Annotated in this window: 17 protein-coding genes and 1 tRNA gene; 5 read left to right on the forward strand and 13 right to left on the reverse strand. The window is 65.6% G+C overall.

What is annotated here, in order from left to right; translation table 11 throughout:
- The first annotated feature begins 97 nt into the window (after positions 1-97).
- From hypF to hypE, 4 genes are read left to right on the forward strand one after another with little or no spacing between them, the layout of a single operon-like run.
- Positions 98-2,815: a carbamoyltransferase HypF gene (hypF, locus tag RBB39_RS16650; protein ID WP_306169199.1), complete on the forward strand. Its 2,718-nt coding sequence runs from the start codon at positions 98-100 to the stop codon at positions 2,813-2,815.
- The gene (locus RBB39_RS16655; protein WP_253029370.1) at positions 2,775-3,065 is read left to right on the forward strand and encodes a HypC/HybG/HupF family hydrogenase formation chaperone; all 291 of its coding nucleotides are present in this window, start codon (positions 2,775-2,777) and stop codon (positions 3,063-3,065) included. Before hypF ends, RBB39_RS16655 begins: the two co-directional genes overlap by 41 nt.
- Entirely contained in the window at positions 3,062-4,213 is a 1,152-nt protein-coding gene (gene hypD, locus RBB39_RS16660) for a hydrogenase formation protein HypD (RefSeq protein ID WP_108448932.1), read from the forward strand. The genes RBB39_RS16655 and hypD overlap by 4 nt, the downstream gene beginning before the upstream one ends.
- Entirely contained in the window at positions 4,210-5,265 is a 1,056-nt protein-coding gene (gene hypE, locus RBB39_RS16665; RefSeq protein WP_253029369.1) for a hydrogenase expression/formation protein HypE, read from the forward strand. The genes hypD and hypE overlap by 4 nt, the downstream gene beginning before the upstream one ends.
- A 53-nt stretch (positions 5,266-5,318) precedes the next feature.
- Here hypE and RBB39_RS16670 read toward each other — a convergent pair whose 3' ends face one another.
- From RBB39_RS16670 to RBB39_RS16730, 13 genes are all read right to left on the reverse strand, one after another.
- Positions 5,319-6,884 carry a sigma-54-dependent Fis family transcriptional regulator gene (locus RBB39_RS16670; RefSeq protein WP_253029368.1) on the reverse strand — a complete coding sequence of 522 codons (1,566 nt, stop codon included), beginning with the start codon at positions 6,882-6,884 and terminating at the stop codon, positions 5,319-5,321.
- 8 nt (positions 6,885-6,892) lie between these two features.
- A complete protein-coding gene (gene hypB / locus RBB39_RS16675) occupies positions 6,893-7,897 on the reverse strand; it encodes a hydrogenase nickel incorporation protein HypB (RefSeq protein WP_306169200.1) in 1,005 nt (334 codons plus the stop codon).
- Positions 7,897-8,238: a hydrogenase maturation nickel metallochaperone HypA gene (hypA, locus tag RBB39_RS16680; RefSeq protein WP_108132930.1), complete on the reverse strand. Its 342-nt coding sequence runs from the start codon at positions 8,236-8,238 to the stop codon at positions 7,897-7,899. The genes hypB and hypA overlap by 1 nt, the downstream gene beginning before the upstream one ends.
- Complete coding sequence (locus RBB39_RS16685; RefSeq protein ID WP_306169201.1) at positions 8,226-9,311, reverse strand: hypothetical protein; 1,086 nt, start codon at positions 9,309-9,311, stop codon at positions 8,226-8,228. The genes hypA and RBB39_RS16685 overlap by 13 nt, the downstream gene beginning before the upstream one ends.
- On the reverse strand, positions 9,308-10,294 hold the full coding sequence (gene hybE / locus RBB39_RS16690) for a [NiFe]-hydrogenase assembly chaperone HybE (RefSeq protein ID WP_253029415.1): 987 nt from the start codon (positions 10,292-10,294) through the stop codon (positions 9,308-9,310). Before hybE ends, RBB39_RS16685 begins: the two co-directional genes overlap by 4 nt.
- The gene (locus RBB39_RS16695) at positions 10,291-11,133 is read right to left on the reverse strand and encodes a hydrogenase expression/formation protein (RefSeq protein WP_253029416.1); all 843 of its coding nucleotides are present in this window, start codon (positions 11,131-11,133) and stop codon (positions 10,291-10,293) included. Before RBB39_RS16695 ends, hybE begins: the two co-directional genes overlap by 4 nt.
- Positions 11,130-11,540: a hydrogenase gene (locus tag RBB39_RS16700; protein ID WP_124803843.1), complete on the reverse strand. Its 411-nt coding sequence runs from the start codon at positions 11,538-11,540 to the stop codon at positions 11,130-11,132. The genes RBB39_RS16695 and RBB39_RS16700 overlap by 4 nt, the downstream gene beginning before the upstream one ends.
- Before the next feature lie 82 nt (positions 11,541-11,622).
- Positions 11,623-11,952, reverse strand: coding sequence for a HypC/HybG/HupF family hydrogenase formation chaperone (locus tag RBB39_RS16705; RefSeq protein WP_213229664.1), 330 nt, complete (start codon positions 11,950-11,952; stop codon positions 11,623-11,625).
- Positions 11,953-11,959: 7 nt separating this feature from the next.
- Positions 11,960-12,706, reverse strand: a complete 747-nt coding sequence (locus RBB39_RS16710) for a HyaD/HybD family hydrogenase maturation endopeptidase (protein WP_253029417.1) — start codon at positions 12,704-12,706, stop codon at positions 11,960-11,962.
- 150 nt (positions 12,707-12,856) lie between these two features.
- Entirely contained in the window at positions 12,857-13,021 is a 165-nt protein-coding gene (locus RBB39_RS16715) for a hypothetical protein (RefSeq protein ID WP_253029418.1), read from the reverse strand.
- A 463-nt stretch (positions 13,022-13,484) separates the two neighbouring features.
- The gene (gene cybH, locus RBB39_RS16720) at positions 13,485-14,261 is read right to left on the reverse strand and encodes a Ni/Fe-hydrogenase, b-type cytochrome subunit (RefSeq protein WP_306169202.1); all 777 of its coding nucleotides are present in this window, start codon (positions 14,259-14,261) and stop codon (positions 13,485-13,487) included.
- A 17-nt stretch (positions 14,262-14,278) separates the two neighbouring features.
- Positions 14,279-16,093 carry a nickel-dependent hydrogenase large subunit gene (locus RBB39_RS16725; RefSeq protein ID WP_108132938.1) on the reverse strand — a complete coding sequence of 605 codons (1,815 nt, stop codon included), beginning with the start codon at positions 16,091-16,093 and terminating at the stop codon, positions 14,279-14,281.
- Positions 16,093-17,187, reverse strand: coding sequence for a hydrogenase small subunit (locus tag RBB39_RS16730; protein WP_306169203.1), 1,095 nt, complete (start codon positions 17,185-17,187; stop codon positions 16,093-16,095). The genes RBB39_RS16725 and RBB39_RS16730 overlap by 1 nt, the downstream gene beginning before the upstream one ends.
- A gap of 395 nt (positions 17,188-17,582) precedes the next feature.
- Here RBB39_RS16730 and RBB39_RS16735 point away from each other — a divergent pair.
- A tRNA-Met gene (locus tag RBB39_RS16735) sits at positions 17,583-17,656 on the forward strand.

Consider the following 17,656-nt stretch of genomic DNA (forward strand, 5'->3'; position numbering starts at 1 on the left):
GAGGGGTATGGTGGTCGTAGAAGGTTGTCACAGCTCAAGTTTGGCCTGCGTTAGCTGTGAAATAGTCAGGCAGGTCTTTTCTTCACCGCTGGACGTCATGACCATTCACACCCCCACGACACCGCCATGCACACCAGAGACCACGGTAGAAATCCGGGTCCGCGGCTGCGTGCAGGGTGTGGGGTTTCGTCCGACGGTATGGCAACTGGCCAACCGGCTAGCGCTGGTCGGTGAGGTGCTCAACGACGGAGAAGGCGTGCTGATCCGGGCAGCCGGCCCCCGTGAACGCCTCGAGAGCCTGATCGAACGACTCAAGCGCGACCCGCCCCCACTGGCACAGATCACCGACATCGAGGTTCGCTCGGGCCTGGCACCGCTGCACCGAGTCGGCTTCACCATCGTCGATAGTCTCGAGGGCGCAACGCGCACCGATATCGCCGTGGACGCCGCCATCTGCGCAGCCTGCACAGAAGAAATACTGAGCCAGCACCAGCGACGCTCCGGCTACGCCCTGACCAACTGCACCCACTGTGGCCCACGCCTGTCGATCATTCGTGACATGCCCTACGACCGGGCGGCCACCACCATGGCTGACTTTGCGCTATGCGAGTGCTGTCGCGCCGAATATCTGGATCCCGGCGACCGTCGCTTTCATGCCGAACCCATCGCCTGTCCGGCCTGCGGGCCACAGGTGCGTCTGGTGGCGCTGGACGACGGGCCCTGGCTGGCGGGCGAAGATGCCCTCGAGACTCGCACTGAATCTTCGCTCGAGGCTCCCATCGACCAGGCCGCCGCGCTGATCCGCCAGGGCCAGATCCTCGCCATCAAGGGACTCGGTGGCTACCAGCTTGCCTGCGACGCCACCAGCACCGAGGCCCTCGAGCGCCTGCGACGGCTCAAGCATCGCCCCACACGACCGCTGGCGTTGATGGCCAAAGACCTGGAGATGGTCAGGCGCTACTGCCGGCTCGATGAGCTCGAACAACGGGCACTCTGCTCAGCCGCCGCGCCCATCGTGCTGCTCGAGCGGCGCCGTGACGAGGCCCCAGGCCGGCCACTCGCCGAGGCCTTGGCCCCGGGACTCGACGGGCTCGGCGTGATGCTGCCATCGACCCCCTTGCACGTGCTGCTGTGCCATCGGCTGCCCTTTCCCATTGTGATGACCAGCGGCAACGTCTCCGGGGAGCCCCAGCTGATCGACGATGGCCAACTGGCTGACCGCCTGTCGACGATCGCCAGCCACGCCCTCACCCACGACCGCGCCATCGCCCGGCGTATCGACGATAGCCTGGTACAGCTGGCCGCCGGCAAGGTGCGCATGCTGCGTCGTGCCAGGGGCTACGCCCCGGCATCACTGCCGCTGCCGCCTGGCTTCGAGGACATCTCGCCGGGGCTTGCCCTGGGTCCGCAACAGAAGGCCACCTTCTGCCTGGTGGATGGCCAGCGCGCGATCCTGTCCCCGCATCAGGGTGACCTGGACGACGCCGCCACCCTCGACGACTACGAACGCAATCTTGACGACTTCCTGACGCTTTACGACCACCGTCCCGCCTGGCTGGCCTGCGACTCTCACCCGGACTACCGTACCAGCGACATGGCTCGTCACATGGCTCGTCACATGGCTCGGCGAATGGCCGACGACGCCGGCCTGCCACTCGATGCCATTGGCCATCACCACGCCCATATCGCCGCCTGTCTGGCCGACAACGGCTATCCTCGCGACGCCGCTCCGGTACTGGGGATCGCCCTGGACGGCCTGGGCCTTGGCGAGGATGGCGGCCTGTGGGGCGGTGAGTTCCTGATGGCGGATTATCGCCATTGCCAGCGACTAGGTTCGCTCAAGTCCGTGGCCATGCCGGGAGCCGGCACCGCCTCCCGCGAGCCCTGGCGCAACCTCTTGGCGCAGCTCATCGCCGGTCCCGGCCTTGCCGCCCTCAAACGCCGCCACCCAAACCTTGGCGTACTAAAGCGACTGCAGCAGAAGCCGATCGACACCCTCAGCGGGATGATCGAGGCCGGGATCAACAGCCCCCTCGCCTCCTCCTGCGGGCGCCTGTTCGACGCCGTCGCCGCCGCCCTGGAGCTGTGCTTCGATCGCCAGCACCACGAAGGCGAAGCGGCCATGGCACTGGAAGCCCTGGCCGCCCGCGCGCTGACACCAACCCCGTCGCCTACGTCACGCACGCCTGGCGCCCTTGCGGCCTATCCCTTCGCCCTTCACAGGGAGCAAGGCGGTCACCGGATTCTCGATCCGGCACCGATGTGGACGGCGCTGTTTGACGACCTGGCCGCCGGCAAGGACGCCTCGCTGATCGCGGCGCGCTTTCACCTGGGACTGGCCAAGGGGCTTGGCGAGGTCGTTGGCGAGGTCGTTGGCGAGATGCTGGACGACGTCGTAGGCGACATGCAGGACGACGCACTCGACGAAGTCTCTAACGACCATGCCCGGCGCCTCTCCAGCACGCGCAACGTCGAGGCCGTCGCGCTGAGCGGTGGCTGCTTTCACAACCGCACCCTGCTGGAACTGACGCTTAAGTGCCTCGCCCCCCTGCCTGTTCGGGTGCTGACCCACCGCCAGGTGCCGGCCAACGACGGCGGCATCGCCCTGGGCCAGGCGCTGATCGCGGCGGCGCGGCGGCATCCGCTGGCCTCCGACCAGGCGTCGGATAGTCCGACCTCAGCAATCTCGACGATCTCGACAACAACAACCGTTCCCTCCATTGCCACTGTCACTACCGCCACCACGGCATCCAATAACGCACAGGAGACCGCCCATGTGTCTGGGAATTCCAGGACAGATCATTTCCCTCGATGACGCCGACGCGCAGCTCGCCACGGTGGACGTGAGCGGGGTCCGACGCCAGATCAATATCGCCTGCATCGTCGATGACGACCACCCGCCCGAACGCTGCGTGGGCGACTGGGTACTGGTCCATGTGGGCTTCGCCCTGAACCGTATCGACGCCGAGGCTGCGGCGCGCACCCTCGAACTGCTGGACGAACTGGGCGATACCCACGAGTTCGACGCCCTGACCTTGACCGGCGACCAGGAGGTCTCTTCATGAAATTCATCGACGAATTCCGCGATCACGCCCGCGCCCGGCAGATCCTCGAACACATCACCACCCTGGTCGCCCGCCTGGCCGAGCAGCGCGGCGGCCCGGTGCGCATCATGGAGGTCTGTGGTGGCCATACCCACGCGATCTTCCACTATGGGCTGGAGGCCATGCTGCCGCCGGAACTGGAGCTGATTCACGGCCCCGGCTGCCCGGTGTGCGTGCTGCCGATGGGGCGCGTCGATGACTGCGTCGCCATCGCCGAGCGTCCCGAGGTGATCCTCGCCACCTTCGGCGACGCCATCCGGGTTCCCGGCTCACGCAAGAGCCTGATGCAGGCCAAGGCCGACGGCGCCGATGTGCGCATCGTCTACTCCCCCACCGACGCCCTGGCACTGGCGCGCAAGCATCCGGATCGGGAAGTGGTGTTCTTTGGCCTGGGCTTCGAGACCACCATTCCCTCCACCGCCCTGACCATCGCCCAGGCCGAGCGCGAAGGGGTCGGCAACTTCTCGGTGTTCTGCAACCACATCACCATCATCCCGACGTTACAGGCGATCCTCGACAATCCTGACCATCGCCTGGATGGCTTCCTCGGGCCGGGACACGTGTCGATGATCATCGGCACCGACCCCTACCGCTTCATCGCCGAGCGTTACGGCTGCCCGGTGGTGGTCTCTGGCTTCGAGCCCCTGGATATCCTGCAGTCGCTGCTGATGGTCGTTCGCCAGCTCCACGATGGCCGCGCCGAGGTCGAGAACCAGTACCAGCGTCTGGTGACCAGCGACGGCAATCTCACCGCGCTGGAGGCCTTCCATCGGGTCTACGAGCCCCGCGAGAGCTGCGAGTGGCGCGGGCTTGGATCGATCGCCGAGTCAGGTGTCCAGATCAAGGACGCCTATGGCGCCTTCGATGCCGAACGCAAGTTCGCCGTGCCCAACCAGCAGGTGGCCGACCCGGACAACTGCCGCTGTGGTGACGTGCTCACCGGCAACCTCAAGCCCTGGCAGTGCGAGCTGTTCGGCAAGCGTTGCACACCGGATCAACCCCGGGGCGCGCTGATGGTCTCCAGCGAAGGCGCCTGCGCCGCCTACTATCAATACGGCGGTGGCAACGTCGATAGCCCGAACCACAGCACAAGCCAGGCCGAATCATGAGCGATACGACACGACGACAGCTTCCCACCCTTGCCGCCCGCGCGGTGACCCAGGCCCACGGAGGCGGCGGCAAGGCCATGAAGGACCTGATCGATGACGTCTTCGTCAGGGAATTCACCGCGCTTCCCGAGGTGCTCGAGGACCAGGCGCGGCTGGAGCTGGCCGAGCTGGCATGCCTGGGCGACCGACTGGCCATGACCACCGACGGCTTCGTGGTCGACCCGCTGTTCTTTCCCGGTGGCGACATCGGCAAGCTGGCGGTGTGCGGCACCGTCAACGACCTGGCCGTGGGGGGCGCCCATCCCCGCTACCTGTCCTGCGCGGTGATCCTGGAAGAAGGCCTGCCGATCGATGACCTGAGGCGCATCGCCCGCTCCATGGCTACTGCGGCCCGCGAGGCCGGCGTCGAGATCGTCACAGGTGACACCAAGGTGGTCGAGCGCGGGGCCTGCGACGGCGTCTTCATCACCACCACCGGCATCGGCGTCATTCCCGTCGAGCGTAAGCTCGGTATCGAGCGCATTCAGGCCGACGACGTGATCATCGTCAACGGCTGGCTCGGCGATCACGGTGCCGCCATCCTGGCGGCCCGTGGCGACCTGTCGCTGGACACCGACCTGGAGAGCGACTGCGCCTCCCTCAATGGCCTGATCGAGGCACTGCTGGCCGCCGCCCCCGAGACCCGCTGCCTGCGTGACGCCACCCGGGGCGGCGTCGCCACGGTGCTCAACGAGATGGCCGATGCCTCCAGGCTTGCCATCGAACTCGACGACCTGGCCCTGCCGCTGCGCAAGGAGGTCCGGGGGATGTGCGAGATTCTGGGCCTGGATCCACTGTACCTGGCCAACGAAGGCAAGCTGGTAGCGGTGGTGCCCGCGGCTCAGGCCGAGGCGGCCCTGGTCGCCCTGCGCGGGCATCCGCTGGGAAAGGAAGCCGCGATCATCGGTCAGGCACTGGTCGGCAAGCCGGGACGGGTGACGCTGCGCACCGGCTTTGGCGGCCAGCGCATCGTCGACATGCTGGTGGGAGAGCAGCTACCGCGCATCTGCTGATGCCGTGCTGACACGCTGATGGTGGTCTGCTCAGGGCCGATTCGAATCTCGGCCTATTCGGGGTCTCCGGCCGCCTCGCCGATCCCGTAGCGTTGCAGCTTGGCCCTCAGGCCGATGCGCGATAGCCCCAGTTCACTGGCGGTACGCGACTTGTTGCCGCCATGACGCTCGAGCGCCCGGGCCAGGCAGCTCGCCTCCAGGCGCTCGACCCGCTCGCGCAGGGTGCCGGCGTCCTCGTCGTCCTCGACCGGATCGGCCGTCGTATTCGCTTTCGGCGGCTCAGGCAGGTCCTGGCGCCGCTCGACTGGCGCCTGACGCCATTCATCGGTTCGCAGGTGCGGCGCCAGCAGTTCGACGCCAAGCTTCTCGCCGGTCGCCAGCATCACCATGCGGGTGATCTGGTTTTCCAGCTCGCGAACATTGCCGGGCCAGGCGTAGGCGCACAGACACGCCATCGCCGCATCGGTGAAGCCGCCGACCCTGATCCCGTGGCGGGAAGCGATCCGCGCCAGCAGCACCTCGGCCAGAGCCGCGATATCACAGGCGCGCTCGCGCAGCGGTGGCAACTGAACCGGGGCCACCGTCAGGCGATGGTAGAGGTCCTCCCGGAAGCGCCCTGCCGCCACCTCGGCCATCAGATCCCGGTTGGTCGCGGCAATGACCCGGACGTCCAGCTGGCGCACCTCGTTGGAACCCACCGGGCGCACTTCCCCCTCCTGCAGAAAACGCAACAGGCGCAGCTGAAAGGCGCTGGAGGTATCACCGATCTCGTCCAGCAGCAGGGTGCCCTCGTGGGCCCGCTCCAGCAGTCCGACGCGGCTTGAACTCGCCCCGGTGAAGGCCCCCTTGCAGTGGCCGAACAGCTCGCTCTCCAGCAGTTCATCGGTCACCGCGCCGCAGTCCAGGGCGTAGAAAGGCATCTCCGAGCGCAGGCTGCTGGCGTGGATCGCCCGGGCCATCAACTCCTTGCCGGTGCCGCTTTCTCCTGTCACCAGGACCGGCACGTCGAAGCCGGCGATGCGCGCCGCCATGTCGCACAGCGGCTCCAGCGGCGACCCCGGCGCCCGGATGATCGTCTCGAAGCCCCCCGCCTCGCGCATCCGCCGGCGGTGGGCCGCCAGCCGCGCCTGAACGGTCGGCTGGTACAGGGCACGCTCCGCGCGCAGCCGCCGACACTCCCGCTCGAGCTGATACTGACGCAGGGCGACGTCGATGGTTCGCGCCACCACCTCGACCGGACTGCGGCGACAAAGCAGGTGAAACGCCTCGGGCCAGTCACCGACCGAGGTGGGCCCATGATCGGCGATCACCAGACACTGCACCTCGGGCCAGCGATGGGCCAGTTCCCTGGCCCAGCCACCGTCAGGGGACAGTCCCGCACCCCTGGCGGCGTCGCCCTCATGTGCAAGCTCGACAATCACCAGCCCGACCCACTCGGACACCAGCAGCGCCCGAGCCTCTTCCCAGTGCGTCGCCCTCAGGCACTCCAGGCGCCCTTGCGTGACGTCCTCAAGCGAGCCGATTCGCTCGCTGGCGGCACCGACCATCAGCACACTGGGCAGCGACTCGGCGGCAACACCCCGTCCATCGAACAGCGGACCCTCGACCAAGGTGGACATGGCGACCCCTAGCGCTGCTCGAGCATGGCAAGGTGCTGGCGCGCCCGGCTCAAGGCGCGCTGCCTGAGCGCCTCACGGCGTGCGTCGATCCAGTCGAGCCAGGCGTCCATGCCCTCACCGCTGGTGGCCGACAGCCGCAGGATCTCCAGTTCGGGATTGATCCGACGGGCGTAGGCTTCGCAGGCGTCCATGTCGAAGTCGACATGGGGCGCCAGATCGACCTTGCTCAGCAGCATCAGCGAGGCGGCGGCGAACATGTGCGGGTACTTGAGCGGCTTGTCCTCGCCTTCGGTCACCGACAGGATCACCACCTTGGCGTCCTCGCCCAGATCGAAGCCCGCCGGACACACCAGGTTGCCCACATTCTCGATAAACAACAGGCCAAGCCCGGGCGGGCTTACCTGGGGCAGCGCCCGTTCGACCATGGAGGCGTCGAGATGGCAGCCCTTGCCGGTATTGACCTGCAGCGCCGGCACCCCGGTCTCGCGAATGCGCCGGGCGTCATTGGCGGTCTGCTGGTCGCCCTCGATCACCGCCACCCCCTCGGCACCGAGCCGACGGATGGTGTCCACAAGCAGCGTGGTCTTGCCGGAACCCGGGCTCGACACCAGATTCAGCGCCAGCACGCCGTCGGCCTCGAGGCGCCGCCGATTGCCCTCGGCGATGGCGTCGTTACGGGCCAGGATGTTGGTCTCGATCTCCACCAGACGGCGTTGCGACATCCCCGCCACCTCGACCCCGGCAGGCCCTGCGCCACAGTCCAGATGCGGCGAGGCATCCGGCTCGGCAGCGCCGGTGTGGTCGCCGTGGCCATGGGAATGAACATGGGCGTGCACATGATCATGAGAATGGGCGTGGGCGTGCTCGTGCTCGTGGGAATGAGGGTGAGCATGGGAGTGAGTGTGGGGGTGGGAATGGGAGTGAGCGTGCTTGTGGGAATGAGCATGCTCGTGCTCGTGATGATGGGCGTGACTCTGGTCACCGCTTTCGGCGCATCCGCAGACGGTACACATCAGACAACCTCCAGTTCCTTGACGCGAAGTTCCTCTCCGCCGGTCACGTGCAGACGGGCGCTGGAACACAGGGGGCAATCGTCGCCACGCTGGGCAATATCCACCGTGCGATTGCAACCGAAACACCAGGCCGTGGCCGGTATGTTGACGATATCCAGCGTCGCCCCTTCGGCGACGGAGCCACGGGTGGACAGATCGAAACCGAACGCCAGGGCCTCGGGCTCGACGCAGGACAAGGCCCCGATCTCGAGACACACCCGGGTCACCTTCTCGAACGCCTGGACGCTGGCCTGCTCCTCGATCAGTTCGACGATGCTCTGACACAGGCTCAATTCGTGCATGATGACCTCCCCCCTGGCGGCCCTGCCTTCCGGCATGGCGCCTGCGAAGGCGCCTGGTACAGCGCTTCACTCGACTCCTGCCACACCACCGGCAGACAGGGATCGGCACAGCTCAGCGCCATCGCCACCCGCTGCCGGGCCTGGTTGTCGCCATCACTGAGGCCATGACTGTAGCCATGGCACTCGCCCTGGCCGTGGGCGGATTCCAGCAATCGGGAAAGAAAACCCCGTTGCCGCTCGCCATCGGGGCCGACAGCACCGTCGAGCATGGCGTCGGTCGGGGTGATGATGTGGTAGTCGACGACGCGGTCGTCCCGGCACGCCACCCGATGCACCAGGCGTCCCCGGGCGGCCTCGGCCCAGCCGCTGCCATCGGCGGCGCGCCCGCAGCGTGGCTTGCCGGCATCGCTGCTACCCCCAGCAGTGCAGTTGCCAGCGCCGGCGCGCAGCGCAACTATCAACTGCGCCACCTCCACCAGTCGCGCCAGCATCCGCGCATACAGGCTCCAACCATCCCGCGCGATGACGCCGCCTAGCGACGCATGCCCGGCCACGCGACCCACGAAGGTAGGATCGTCCGCCACAGCGATTCTCCCGAACTCCCGCGGCCAGTCGGCGACCTGGCGCAGCACCTCGGCGGGCCGACTCGGCGCTCGCTCGAGCCACGCCTCGATATCCTCCAGTGCGCGCTCGGCCGGCCCGGCGAACACCCGCGCCTCCAGCACATTCAGACTGGAGAGCGAAAGCCCCGCCAGCCCCTTCAGGGAGTCGGCGTCCATCGCCATGCCCAGCACCCCCGGCCAGTCCCGCAGCATGACCAGGCCATGCTCGCGCAGGGTCTCGAGCTGGATATGACGGTGGCAGTCAGGGGCAAGCGGCAGGTCCATGGCCTTGGCCGCCGCGGCGCTCTGGGCGGCGGCGCACAGGTTGTACAGACACCCCACCATGGTCATCGCCTCGTGACGATTTCGATCGATCAGCCACTGGGTCGGCATACTCCCCCGCTGACTCACGCGAAACCCCGGCTCGCCCCCGGGGTTGTGGCCGTGACTGATGATCAGCGTCGGCATCATGACGACTCGTCCTCGTCCCCTGACGCAGAATCCAAGGACGCTCCGCTGCTGGGGGCGGCTTTGGTGCCGGCAGCGGTGCTCGACGTGCGCCCGGTCAGGAAGTCTCGCCGAGACTCGAGCCCGGGTGTCGGAGGAGACCACTGGCTTACGCCAGCTTCGCCATCGCCGCCTAGGGGTTCGGGGTCGGCCGAGGGCGCCGCGGTGCTTTCAGCCTCCGCGTCAGCGTCAGCATCTGCCCCGGCGATACCCTCCTCCCCGGCCACGCTCAGCGCGGCGATATCCGCGTGGCGATCCGTCTCGGCGCGGTTGGCGGGATCAAGCAGCGCCTCCATGGCGGCGCGCGCCACCTCGGTGGCGTAGGCCTGGCTTGCAAACTCGCTCATGTCGGAAAACAGCGAACAGGCCAGGAAGGCCCCCACCGGCACCCGGGTATTGAAGATGAATTCGTAGTCGCCGGAGGCAAAGGAGTAGACCCGCTTGTCGCCGGGACGCAGGCACTGGACGTCGTCATCGGGACCTGGGATCACCACCAGATTCATCAGCCAGGGCGCGACCAGGATACCCAGCAGCCCGCCCTCCCAGGGGATAAACCCCACCGCCTCGACGTGCAGCGACAGATTGTTGAAGGGGGAATCCTTCATGCCGGTGGTCTGGATCTCGCGAAAGGTCTCGACCAGTCGCTTGACGGCGCCCATATCCGCCGTCGCAGCCCCGGCGGGTGTGGCGAGTGCGGCGGGCGCGGCGGCCGCTCTCCCAACGCCCTGCCGATCATCCAGCACCATAAACTGGTTGCGCTCACCGTCGCACTGGGGACAGCGCCAGTCCTGGGGCAGCGCCGAGAACGGCGTCCCCGGCTCGACCTGACGAACGGCGTCGCCGACGGCAGGGTCATAGCAGTACCAGCAGATCTTGCACTCGAGCCGGGCGGCGGCGTCCAGACGCGCCAGGTCTCCGAGAAACGAACCTTCGAATCGTGCCGTCACGCCATCGCCTCCACTACCTGCTTGAGTCGAATCACCGAATCGGCGATGTCTTCGGCCGCCGCGCAGGCCACCTCGGGCACATCGGAGACTTCGATGACGTCCAGAATCAGCGAGTCCTGGGAATTGAAGTAGCGCACCCGCCAGACATGATCGAGGGCGGTGCTGTCGATACGACAGTTGCCGTAGCCCCGCGACAGGATGGTGACCTCGCCCCGCCCCAGCGCCTCGTCCAGATAGGCCAGATCCTCCGGGGTATGGGGCAACAGCGACAGGTTGATGGCATAAGGCTCGCCACCAGGGACACGCTCCTCGCAGCGCTCGATCAGCTCCGAGACGATAAAGGGTCCGTTGACCACACCCTGGCCGGCATCCGGCGGGCAGAAGATGCGCTGCTGGCGGCATTGCACCACCGCCAGGGGCACCACGCCGATCTCGATATGTTCCTGCACACTGCCCGAGTCGTGATCCACATCCCGGGACGTCACCCGCCACAGACCGGCGAAGACCGACTCCTGAATCTCGACGGCATCCTTGCCACCGACCTTGATCGCGACCTCACCCTCGCCGAGTGCATCGGCCAGCGCCTTGCGATTCTCGGCATCGAGCGACGGCAGCTCGACCACCAGATTGCCGCCCTCCGGCGTCCACTGGGCGGCCCTGTCGGCCAGAGCGCTGAGGGCAACCAGCGCGGGCCGGATGCGCTCGGGGTCCTCCACCTCGGGAAAGCTCGGCTGAAAGGTGCTCATTCCCGATGGCATCGGCAGGTAATCGAGCACGGCCTCCTCGGGCTGGCTGCCAGGCCCGATACCCGGCGATGACGGCATGAATCCCTGGGTCATGTTCGAACACTCCCGTCGCGAGCGATGATATTGGCGCTGGCAGACGTCCCTTGCAGAATGGCGTGGATCTCGCCCAGGTAGTCGTCCCAGTCGCGCACCTTCGAGATCACACCGGTCATCCGGCCGTCCTGGAAAAACAGCAGTGAAGGCACCGGCCACACCTGAAAGCGTTCGCGGGTGGCGTCTTCTTCCGCGCGATCCACCACCGCGGGCTCAAACCGCCCCGGGAAGGCCTTGACCAGCTCCGGCAGAATGGCGGCCACATCGTTGGTCTCGAGGTTGGTGGCCGGATCACCACTGAGAAACAGCACCCGGGCGCCTGGCCCCGTCACGAAGGCCGCCAGTTCCTCCCCGGCGAGGCAGGGATAGTCCAGTTCATTGATCAGCCGGTGCAATGGCCCCGTCATTGGCGTGACTCCCTAGTCGCTCACTTGTCGCTCACTCGCTTGTGTCGTCGATCACCCGCTTGCGTTGTCGCCCGTGGCGTACTCAGCCGGTGGAGGCACCCGCCTTGCGCGCCGCCTCCAGATGCGGCGGCAGGCGGGGTTCACCCTGCTCCAGGTCTGCAAACAGTCCCGTCTCGACCGTCCCTCCCTCGGCCGCCATGGCCATGGCCCTTAACGCATCGCTGATGCGCAGCGCCTCATCGGCCTCCAGCACCCGGCGCGCCGCTCCCAGAAATACCAGCAGCCAATCGCCGGGGCTCACCGCCTCGACCAAGGAAATATCGACCTCTTGTCGATCCTCTGCCCCGTCGCTGACACAGATGGCGAGCGTCCCGCTGGCCTCAAGCACCCGCATGGGAATGCCAATGCACATATCGCGGCTACTCCTTCGCAACGCTGTCGGCTACACCATCCCGCTCGCTTCCCGCCTCGCGAGACGGGTCGCCGTGCGCCCCGTCAGGATGGCCAAGGTCCCTCGCCAGAAAGCGCGGATCACCCACACGGCAGGCATCACGTGGTGAAGGACGCATGTTTTCGTAGTGGTGAAGGGCGAGCGCCGAAGGCGCCAGTTCGGCGATGGGGGACTGGTGATCGGGGCTGTGTCCGGGCCCGCGTTCGGAGCGAAGTTGGGGCCTGGCGCCCCAGGACGCCAGCTCATCGACCACCAGGCGGATCACCTCATCGATTCGCGCGGCGATCTCCGGTCGCAGCGAGCCGCCATAATCGTCCAGCACCGAGGGCTGAACACCGACCAGCATCACCCGCTGTGGCTGCCAGCCGAGCAGCTGCGCCGCCGCCAGCACCTCCTGAAAGCCGGTCTGGTGCAGCGACATCTTCTTGGCGCCCATGAAGCTCGGCACCGCGTCATCGCGCACCACATGCACACTGCCCGGGGCCAGGCCGTAGTCGATGGCATCGATGACCAGCAGGCACTCACAGGACTGCACGTAGGGCAACAGGTAGAGTCCCTGGGTCCCGCCATCCATCACGGTCACCGCCTCGGCAAACGTATAGCGCTGGTGAAGCGCCTCCACCGCGCGGACTCCGAAACCCTCGTCGGCCCACAGCACATTGCCGATACCCAGCACCAGAATCGATGGCGTCGCCTCGTGATCATCTGTCTTCATGCCGGCTCCTTCGCTGCGCCGAATATCTGCCTGCGCTACTTTAGTTGGCTTTATCCTGCGTCTCGTTCTTCGTTCTTTCCTTGTTCTTTCTTCGCCTCTTTCAGCGGCTCGCTGTTCGTCTGATTCCTGGATGCATTCGCCATAAAAACATCAAGATGCAGCATCAAAGCCAAAGGCTAGCGACGAAGCGCCTTTTTCAACGACAAACAAGACACCGATAAACAAGACAACGACAAACAAGGCACCGAAAAACAAGACGCTGAAAAACAGGCCGCCAAAAAAACTGCCGAAAACGCTTCCATCTGCGCCACCCATGGCATATACGAAAGCGTTTTTTCACACTACAACAGCCACTTACATGCACATATCCACGATAACCTGAAAAAACCTCGACCATTTCCGCAGAATAACGCCGCTACCTTTCAATAAACAACATGCCCATCGTTTCGGCACAGCTACATGGTATATAACCCTACAAAAGTCCAATAACCGCCGATTCAAAGAGAATCTTTCTCATAAAACACCGGGCAAGAACGTTTCAAAAGGTGACTTGTGATTACCTGATTAATGCCCGACCAAGATGCCTCCCCCACCGGCCTATGCACGCGCCTCGCCAACCTCCCTGAACGCCAACAAAAAGCGCCGGAGACCTCACCCGATATTCTCGGTGAAGCCTCCGGCGCCAACGGTCAGCGCTTACGCCCTTCAACGACAGGGCTAACGAGCAACTGCGAACAACTGCGAGCTATGACAAGTCACGGCGAGCAGCGACAACTCACTACAAAGGGTCGTCGTCCTTGAAGGTGCGCTCCCCTGAGATCATGGTCGAGACGATGCTCTGGCGGGACATGATGTCTTCGCGTATCGCCACATACACATGGATGATGATGAAGGTGATCATCACCCACATGCCGAGACGATGCAGGGTGTGCACGTCCAGGCTCTGGCCCACCAGCGGGATGACCCAGCCGAACAGCGTGTCCTGCCAACTGCCGCGCAGGGCACCTTCGGCGTAGAGCGCCATTCCGGTCACGATCATGAACAGGGTGCCGAGGGTGATGAAGATGAACATCGCCAACTGTGCCAGGGGATTGTGGCCCACGTACTTGCGCGGGCGCTTCTCCAGAAACAGGTACCAGCGAAGCTCGAACCACACCTCACGCCACCAGTCACGACGGTGCAACGGCAAGCGAAACAGCTGCTTGGCGTGGTGATTGCCGACCAGCGACCAGTAGAAGCGAAACAGAAAACCGATCGCCAGGATGTAGCCCGCAGTAAAGTGGGCAAAGCGGATATAGCCCATCACGAAGTGATCGCTGGCCTCACCTGACACCGTCGGCAGCGGCTTGCCGATAAAGTAGCCGGTGACGATCAGTACCAGAATGGCCGCCGCATTGGTCCAGTGCCACAGCCGCAGCGGCGCCTCATAGACGTAGACAGACGTCTGCTTGACCGAGGAAGGCAGCACGCGCTCCTCCCCGGGGCCAAGCTTGCCTCCCTGGGGGTCGGCCTGGCTGGCGTGCGCAGACGATGACGCTTTCGAGTCATGGGACATGGGACACCCTCCCCCGGCTATCTGACGGTGACGCGAGACAGCTCTTCACCGTCTTCGCTCATCACGTGGGTGGAACAGGCCAGGCACGGATCGAAGGAATGCAGCGTGCGCAGGATCTCCACCGGCTCGTCCGGCCGCTCCATGGGCGTATTCAGCAGTGACGCCTCGAAGGCACCGATGTTGCCCTCCGGGTCCCGTGGGCTGCCGTTCCAGGTGGTCGGCACGATGCACTGGTAGTTCTCGATCTTGCCGTCCTTGATGCGGATCCAGTGGCCGTTCATGCCCCGTGGTGCGGCGACCATGCCGACACCGCGTGCCTCCTGAGGCCAGGACGCCGGGTCCCACTTCTCGATATTGGCGGTGGCCAGGTCGCCGGCGCGGATGTTGGCGATCAGCTCATGCCAGTCATCGAGCATCATGGACGCGCAGTAGTGAGCTTCCAGGGCGCGGGCCAGGGTACGGCCGATGGTGGTCGGCAGCGCCTGCTTCGGTGTCAGGCGGGTGCCGGCGAGCTGATTGAGGGCGGCCAGCGACGAGTCCACCTGGTCGATCACGAAGTCATTGCCCTGGGCGTAGTTGAGGATGTAGCGCGACAGCGGTCCCACCTCCATGGCGTGGCCACGCCAGCGTGGCGACTTGATCCAGGAGTACTTGGCGGCCTCGTCGATCTCCTCGATCCGGGTGCGGGTGCCGACGGTGCCCTGGCCCAGTTCGTAGTGGTGCTCGGTCTCGCCGTCCCAGGGGTGCAGGCCACGGGACTCGTCGGCGTAGCGGTACCAGGAGTGGGCCACAAACTCCTGGATCTGTTCGGGGTCGGTGGGGTCCACCTCGTGGATCTCGTTCCAGTTGCCGCCAAGGATGGCGCCGCCCTTGAGCTGGTCGGTGGACTTGTCGTAGTTGACCTTGGAGTAGTCGCCGTAGTCCATCACGTTGGTGGCGGACAGTCCCCCGCCGTACAACCAGCCCTTATAGAAGCTGGCGATGGCAATGACGTCGGGGATGTAGACGTTCCGGGAGAAGGCGAAGGCTTCCTCCATGCGCGCGCGCACGAAGTTGAGCCGCTCCATGTTGAGCGGCGCCCCGGCCGCCAGGTCGCCGTCGATATTGATGGCACAAGGCACCCCGCCGACCATGTAGTTGGGGTGGGGGTTCTTGCCGCCGAACACAGTGTGGACCTTGACGATCTCCTTCTGCAGGTCCAGCGCCTCAAGATAGTGAGCGGTCGCCATCAGGTCCGCCTCCGGCGACAGCCGGTAGGCGGGATTGTCCCAGTAGCCGTTCTTGAAAAGCCCGAGCTGCCCCGACTCGATAAAGGTCTTCAGGCGATTCTGGACGTCGCGGAAATAGCCCGGCGACGACAGCGGATGGTTGGGGCCGGTCAACTGCTGCAGTTGCGAGGTGGCCCGTGGGTCGGCCCGCAGCGCGTTGACCGGGTTGACCCAGTCCAGCGCGTGCAGGTGGTAGAAGTGCACCACGTGGTCGTGCCACTGCAGCACCTTGGCCATCATCTCGCGGATCAGGTGGGCGTTGCGCGGGATGCGGATGTCGAGTGCGTCCTCCACCGCGCGCACCGACGCCAGCGCATGACAGCCGGTGCAGACGCCGCAGATGCGCTCGACAAAGGCCCAGGCGTCGCGCGGGTCACGGCCCTTGAGGATGACCTCGAGCCCGCGCCACATGGTGCCGGTGGACACCGCGTTGCGGATGATGTTGTTGTCATCCACGTTGACCTCGCAGCGCATATGCCCCTCGATGCGGGTCACCGGGTCGACGACGATACGCCGTCCGCTTCTGTCCAGATTGAACCCGTTAGGAGTGTTGATCTGCGTCATCAGGCTTCCTCCCTGTTGGCTGACGACTGGCGCTTGACCTGCGCCCGTTTCAAGGCGCTGACGGCGGCGTGGACCGCCACCGCACCGCCCACCCCGGTGGCTACAACGCCGCCGATCTGGTCGGCGTTGGCCTCGATGCCGAACTGGTGCACGTCCTGCAGCCGGGCGTACCAGGAGCCCTTGTCCCAGAAGCCGTCTTCGGAGCAGCCGATACAGCCGTGGCCGGCCTGGATCGGGAAGCTCACGCCCTCGTTCCAGCGGATGGTCGAACAGGCGTTGTAGGTGGTCGGGCCCTTGCAGCCCACCTTGTACAGGCAGTAGCCGCGACGGGCGCCCTCGTCATCGAAGGACTCGACGAACTGGCCGGCGTCGAAGTGCGGCCGGCGGTAGCACTTGTCGTGGATGCGCTGGGAATAGAACATCTTCGGCCGGCCGGTGCGGTCGAGCTCCGGCAGCCGGTCGAAGGTCAGCATATAGGTGATGACACCGGTCATGACCTCGGCGATCGGCGGACAGCCCGGCACCTTGATGATCGGCTTGTCGGTGATGACCTTGTGCACCGGAGTCGCCCGGGTGGGGTTGGGGCGCGCCGCCTGGACACAGCCGTGGCTTGCACAGGAGCCCCAGGAGATCACCGCCTTGGCGTGCTCGGCGGTCTCGCGCAGCTGGTCGACGAAGGGCCGCCCACCGACGATGCAGAACATGCCGTCCTCATTGAGCGGCGGGTTGCCCTCCACCGCCAGGATGTAGTTGCCCTTGTAGCGCTCGATGGTGTCGGCCAGGGCGGCCTCGGCCTGATGCCCCGCCGCCGCCATCAGGGTGTCGTCGTAGTCCAGCGAGATCATCGACAGCACCACGTCCTTGACCAGCGGATGGGCCGAACGGATGAACGACTCCGAACAACAGGTGCACTCGAGCCCGTGCACCCAGATCACCGGCGTGCGCGGCTTGGTCTCCATGGCGTGGGCGATTCTGGCGGTGTAGGCAGGCCCGAGTCCCAGCGCCGCCGCCGTCAGTGAACAGAACTTAAGAAATGAGCGACGCGTGACCCCCTGTCGCCGCATCACGTCGTAGAAGGTTTCGATGGGCTCCATCGGCAACGACTCCCCTGTCGTGGTCCTGGATCTCGCCACCGGCGTGATCCCCTGATCTGGAGGCGGCCTGCCCTCGTTACGGCCAAGGCCAGAAGCCGACTCGAGGTCTGCGCGCCAGGCCATCCAGATCGCCTGTTGTTGTTTCCCTCAACTACAGGGCAAGGCCCGTGCCAGATTGCGGGGAGCACGTTTTTTCAAACACTTGGCGCACTTGACGACCACATGGCGGTAGCGCCCTTTCCAGCCGCCTCCGTCACGCCAGCACAGAACTCGCGCTACACGGCACACTGGTGGTAGCCGGCTTTCCAGCGCGCTGCGCTGACGCCGCCGTGGCCAACACGGCGCCAAGTGCTTGACAATAAGCCGGCAATCCGTAGAATACGGCGCCATCCAAAGGCTACGTAGCTCAGTTGGTTAGAGCACATCACTCATAATGATGGGGTCCCCTGTTCGAGTCAGGGCGTAGCCA

Origin of the sequence: Halomonas sp. MMSF_3323, from assembly GCF_030733595.1 — a bacterium.
Classification (GTDB): Bacteria; Pseudomonadota; Gammaproteobacteria; order Pseudomonadales; family Halomonadaceae; genus Halomonas; species Halomonas litopenaei.

Bases quoted from the DNA above. Each gene is read 5' to 3' on its own strand.
- RBB39_RS16705 (WP_213229664.1), bottom strand. From the start codon at position 11,952: ATGTGCATTGGCATTCCCATGCGGGTGCTTGAGGCCAGCGGGACGCTC.
- RBB39_RS16670 (WP_253029368.1), bottom strand. From the start codon at position 6,884: ATGTCCACCTTGGTCGAGGGTCCGCTGTTCGATGGACGGGGTGTTGCC.
- hypE (WP_253029369.1), top strand. From the start codon at position 4,210: ATGAGCGATACGACACGACGACAGCTTCCCACCCTTGCCGCCCGCGCG.
- RBB39_RS16655 (WP_253029370.1), top strand. From the start codon at position 2,775: ATGTGTCTGGGAATTCCAGGACAGATCATTTCCCTCGATGACGCCGAC.
- hypA (WP_108132930.1), bottom strand. From the start codon at position 8,238: ATGCACGAATTGAGCCTGTGTCAGAGCATCGTCGAACTGATCGAGGAG.
- RBB39_RS16725 (WP_108132938.1), bottom strand. From the start codon at position 16,093: ATGACGCAGATCAACACTCCTAACGGGTTCAATCTGGACAGAAGCGGA.
- RBB39_RS16730 (WP_306169203.1), bottom strand. From the start codon at position 17,187: ATGGAGCCCATCGAAACCTTCTACGACGTGATGCGGCGACAGGGGGTC.
- hypB (WP_306169200.1), bottom strand. From the start codon at position 7,897: ATGTGTACCGTCTGCGGATGCGCCGAAAGCGGTGACCAGAGTCACGCC.
- RBB39_RS16700 (WP_124803843.1), bottom strand. From the start codon at position 11,540: ATGACGGGGCCATTGCACCGGCTGATCAATGAACTGGACTATCCCTGC.
- RBB39_RS16715 (WP_253029418.1), bottom strand. From the start codon at position 13,021: ATGGGTGGCGCAGATGGAAGCGTTTTCGGCAGTTTTTTTGGCGGCCTG.
- RBB39_RS16695 (WP_253029416.1), bottom strand. From the start codon at position 11,133: ATGACCCAGGGATTCATGCCGTCATCGCCGGGTATCGGGCCTGGCAGC.
- RBB39_RS16685 (WP_306169201.1), bottom strand. From the start codon at position 9,311: ATGATGCCGACGCTGATCATCAGTCACGGCCACAACCCCGGGGGCGAG.
- cybH (WP_306169202.1), bottom strand. From the start codon at position 14,261: ATGTCCCATGACTCGAAAGCGTCATCGTCTGCGCACGCCAGCCAGGCC.
- hypF (WP_306169199.1), top strand. From the start codon at position 98: ATGACCATTCACACCCCCACGACACCGCCATGCACACCAGAGACCACG.
- RBB39_RS16710 (WP_253029417.1), bottom strand. From the start codon at position 12,706: ATGAAGACAGATGATCACGAGGCGACGCCATCGATTCTGGTGCTGGGT.
- hypD (WP_108448932.1), top strand. From the start codon at position 3,062: ATGAAATTCATCGACGAATTCCGCGATCACGCCCGCGCCCGGCAGATC.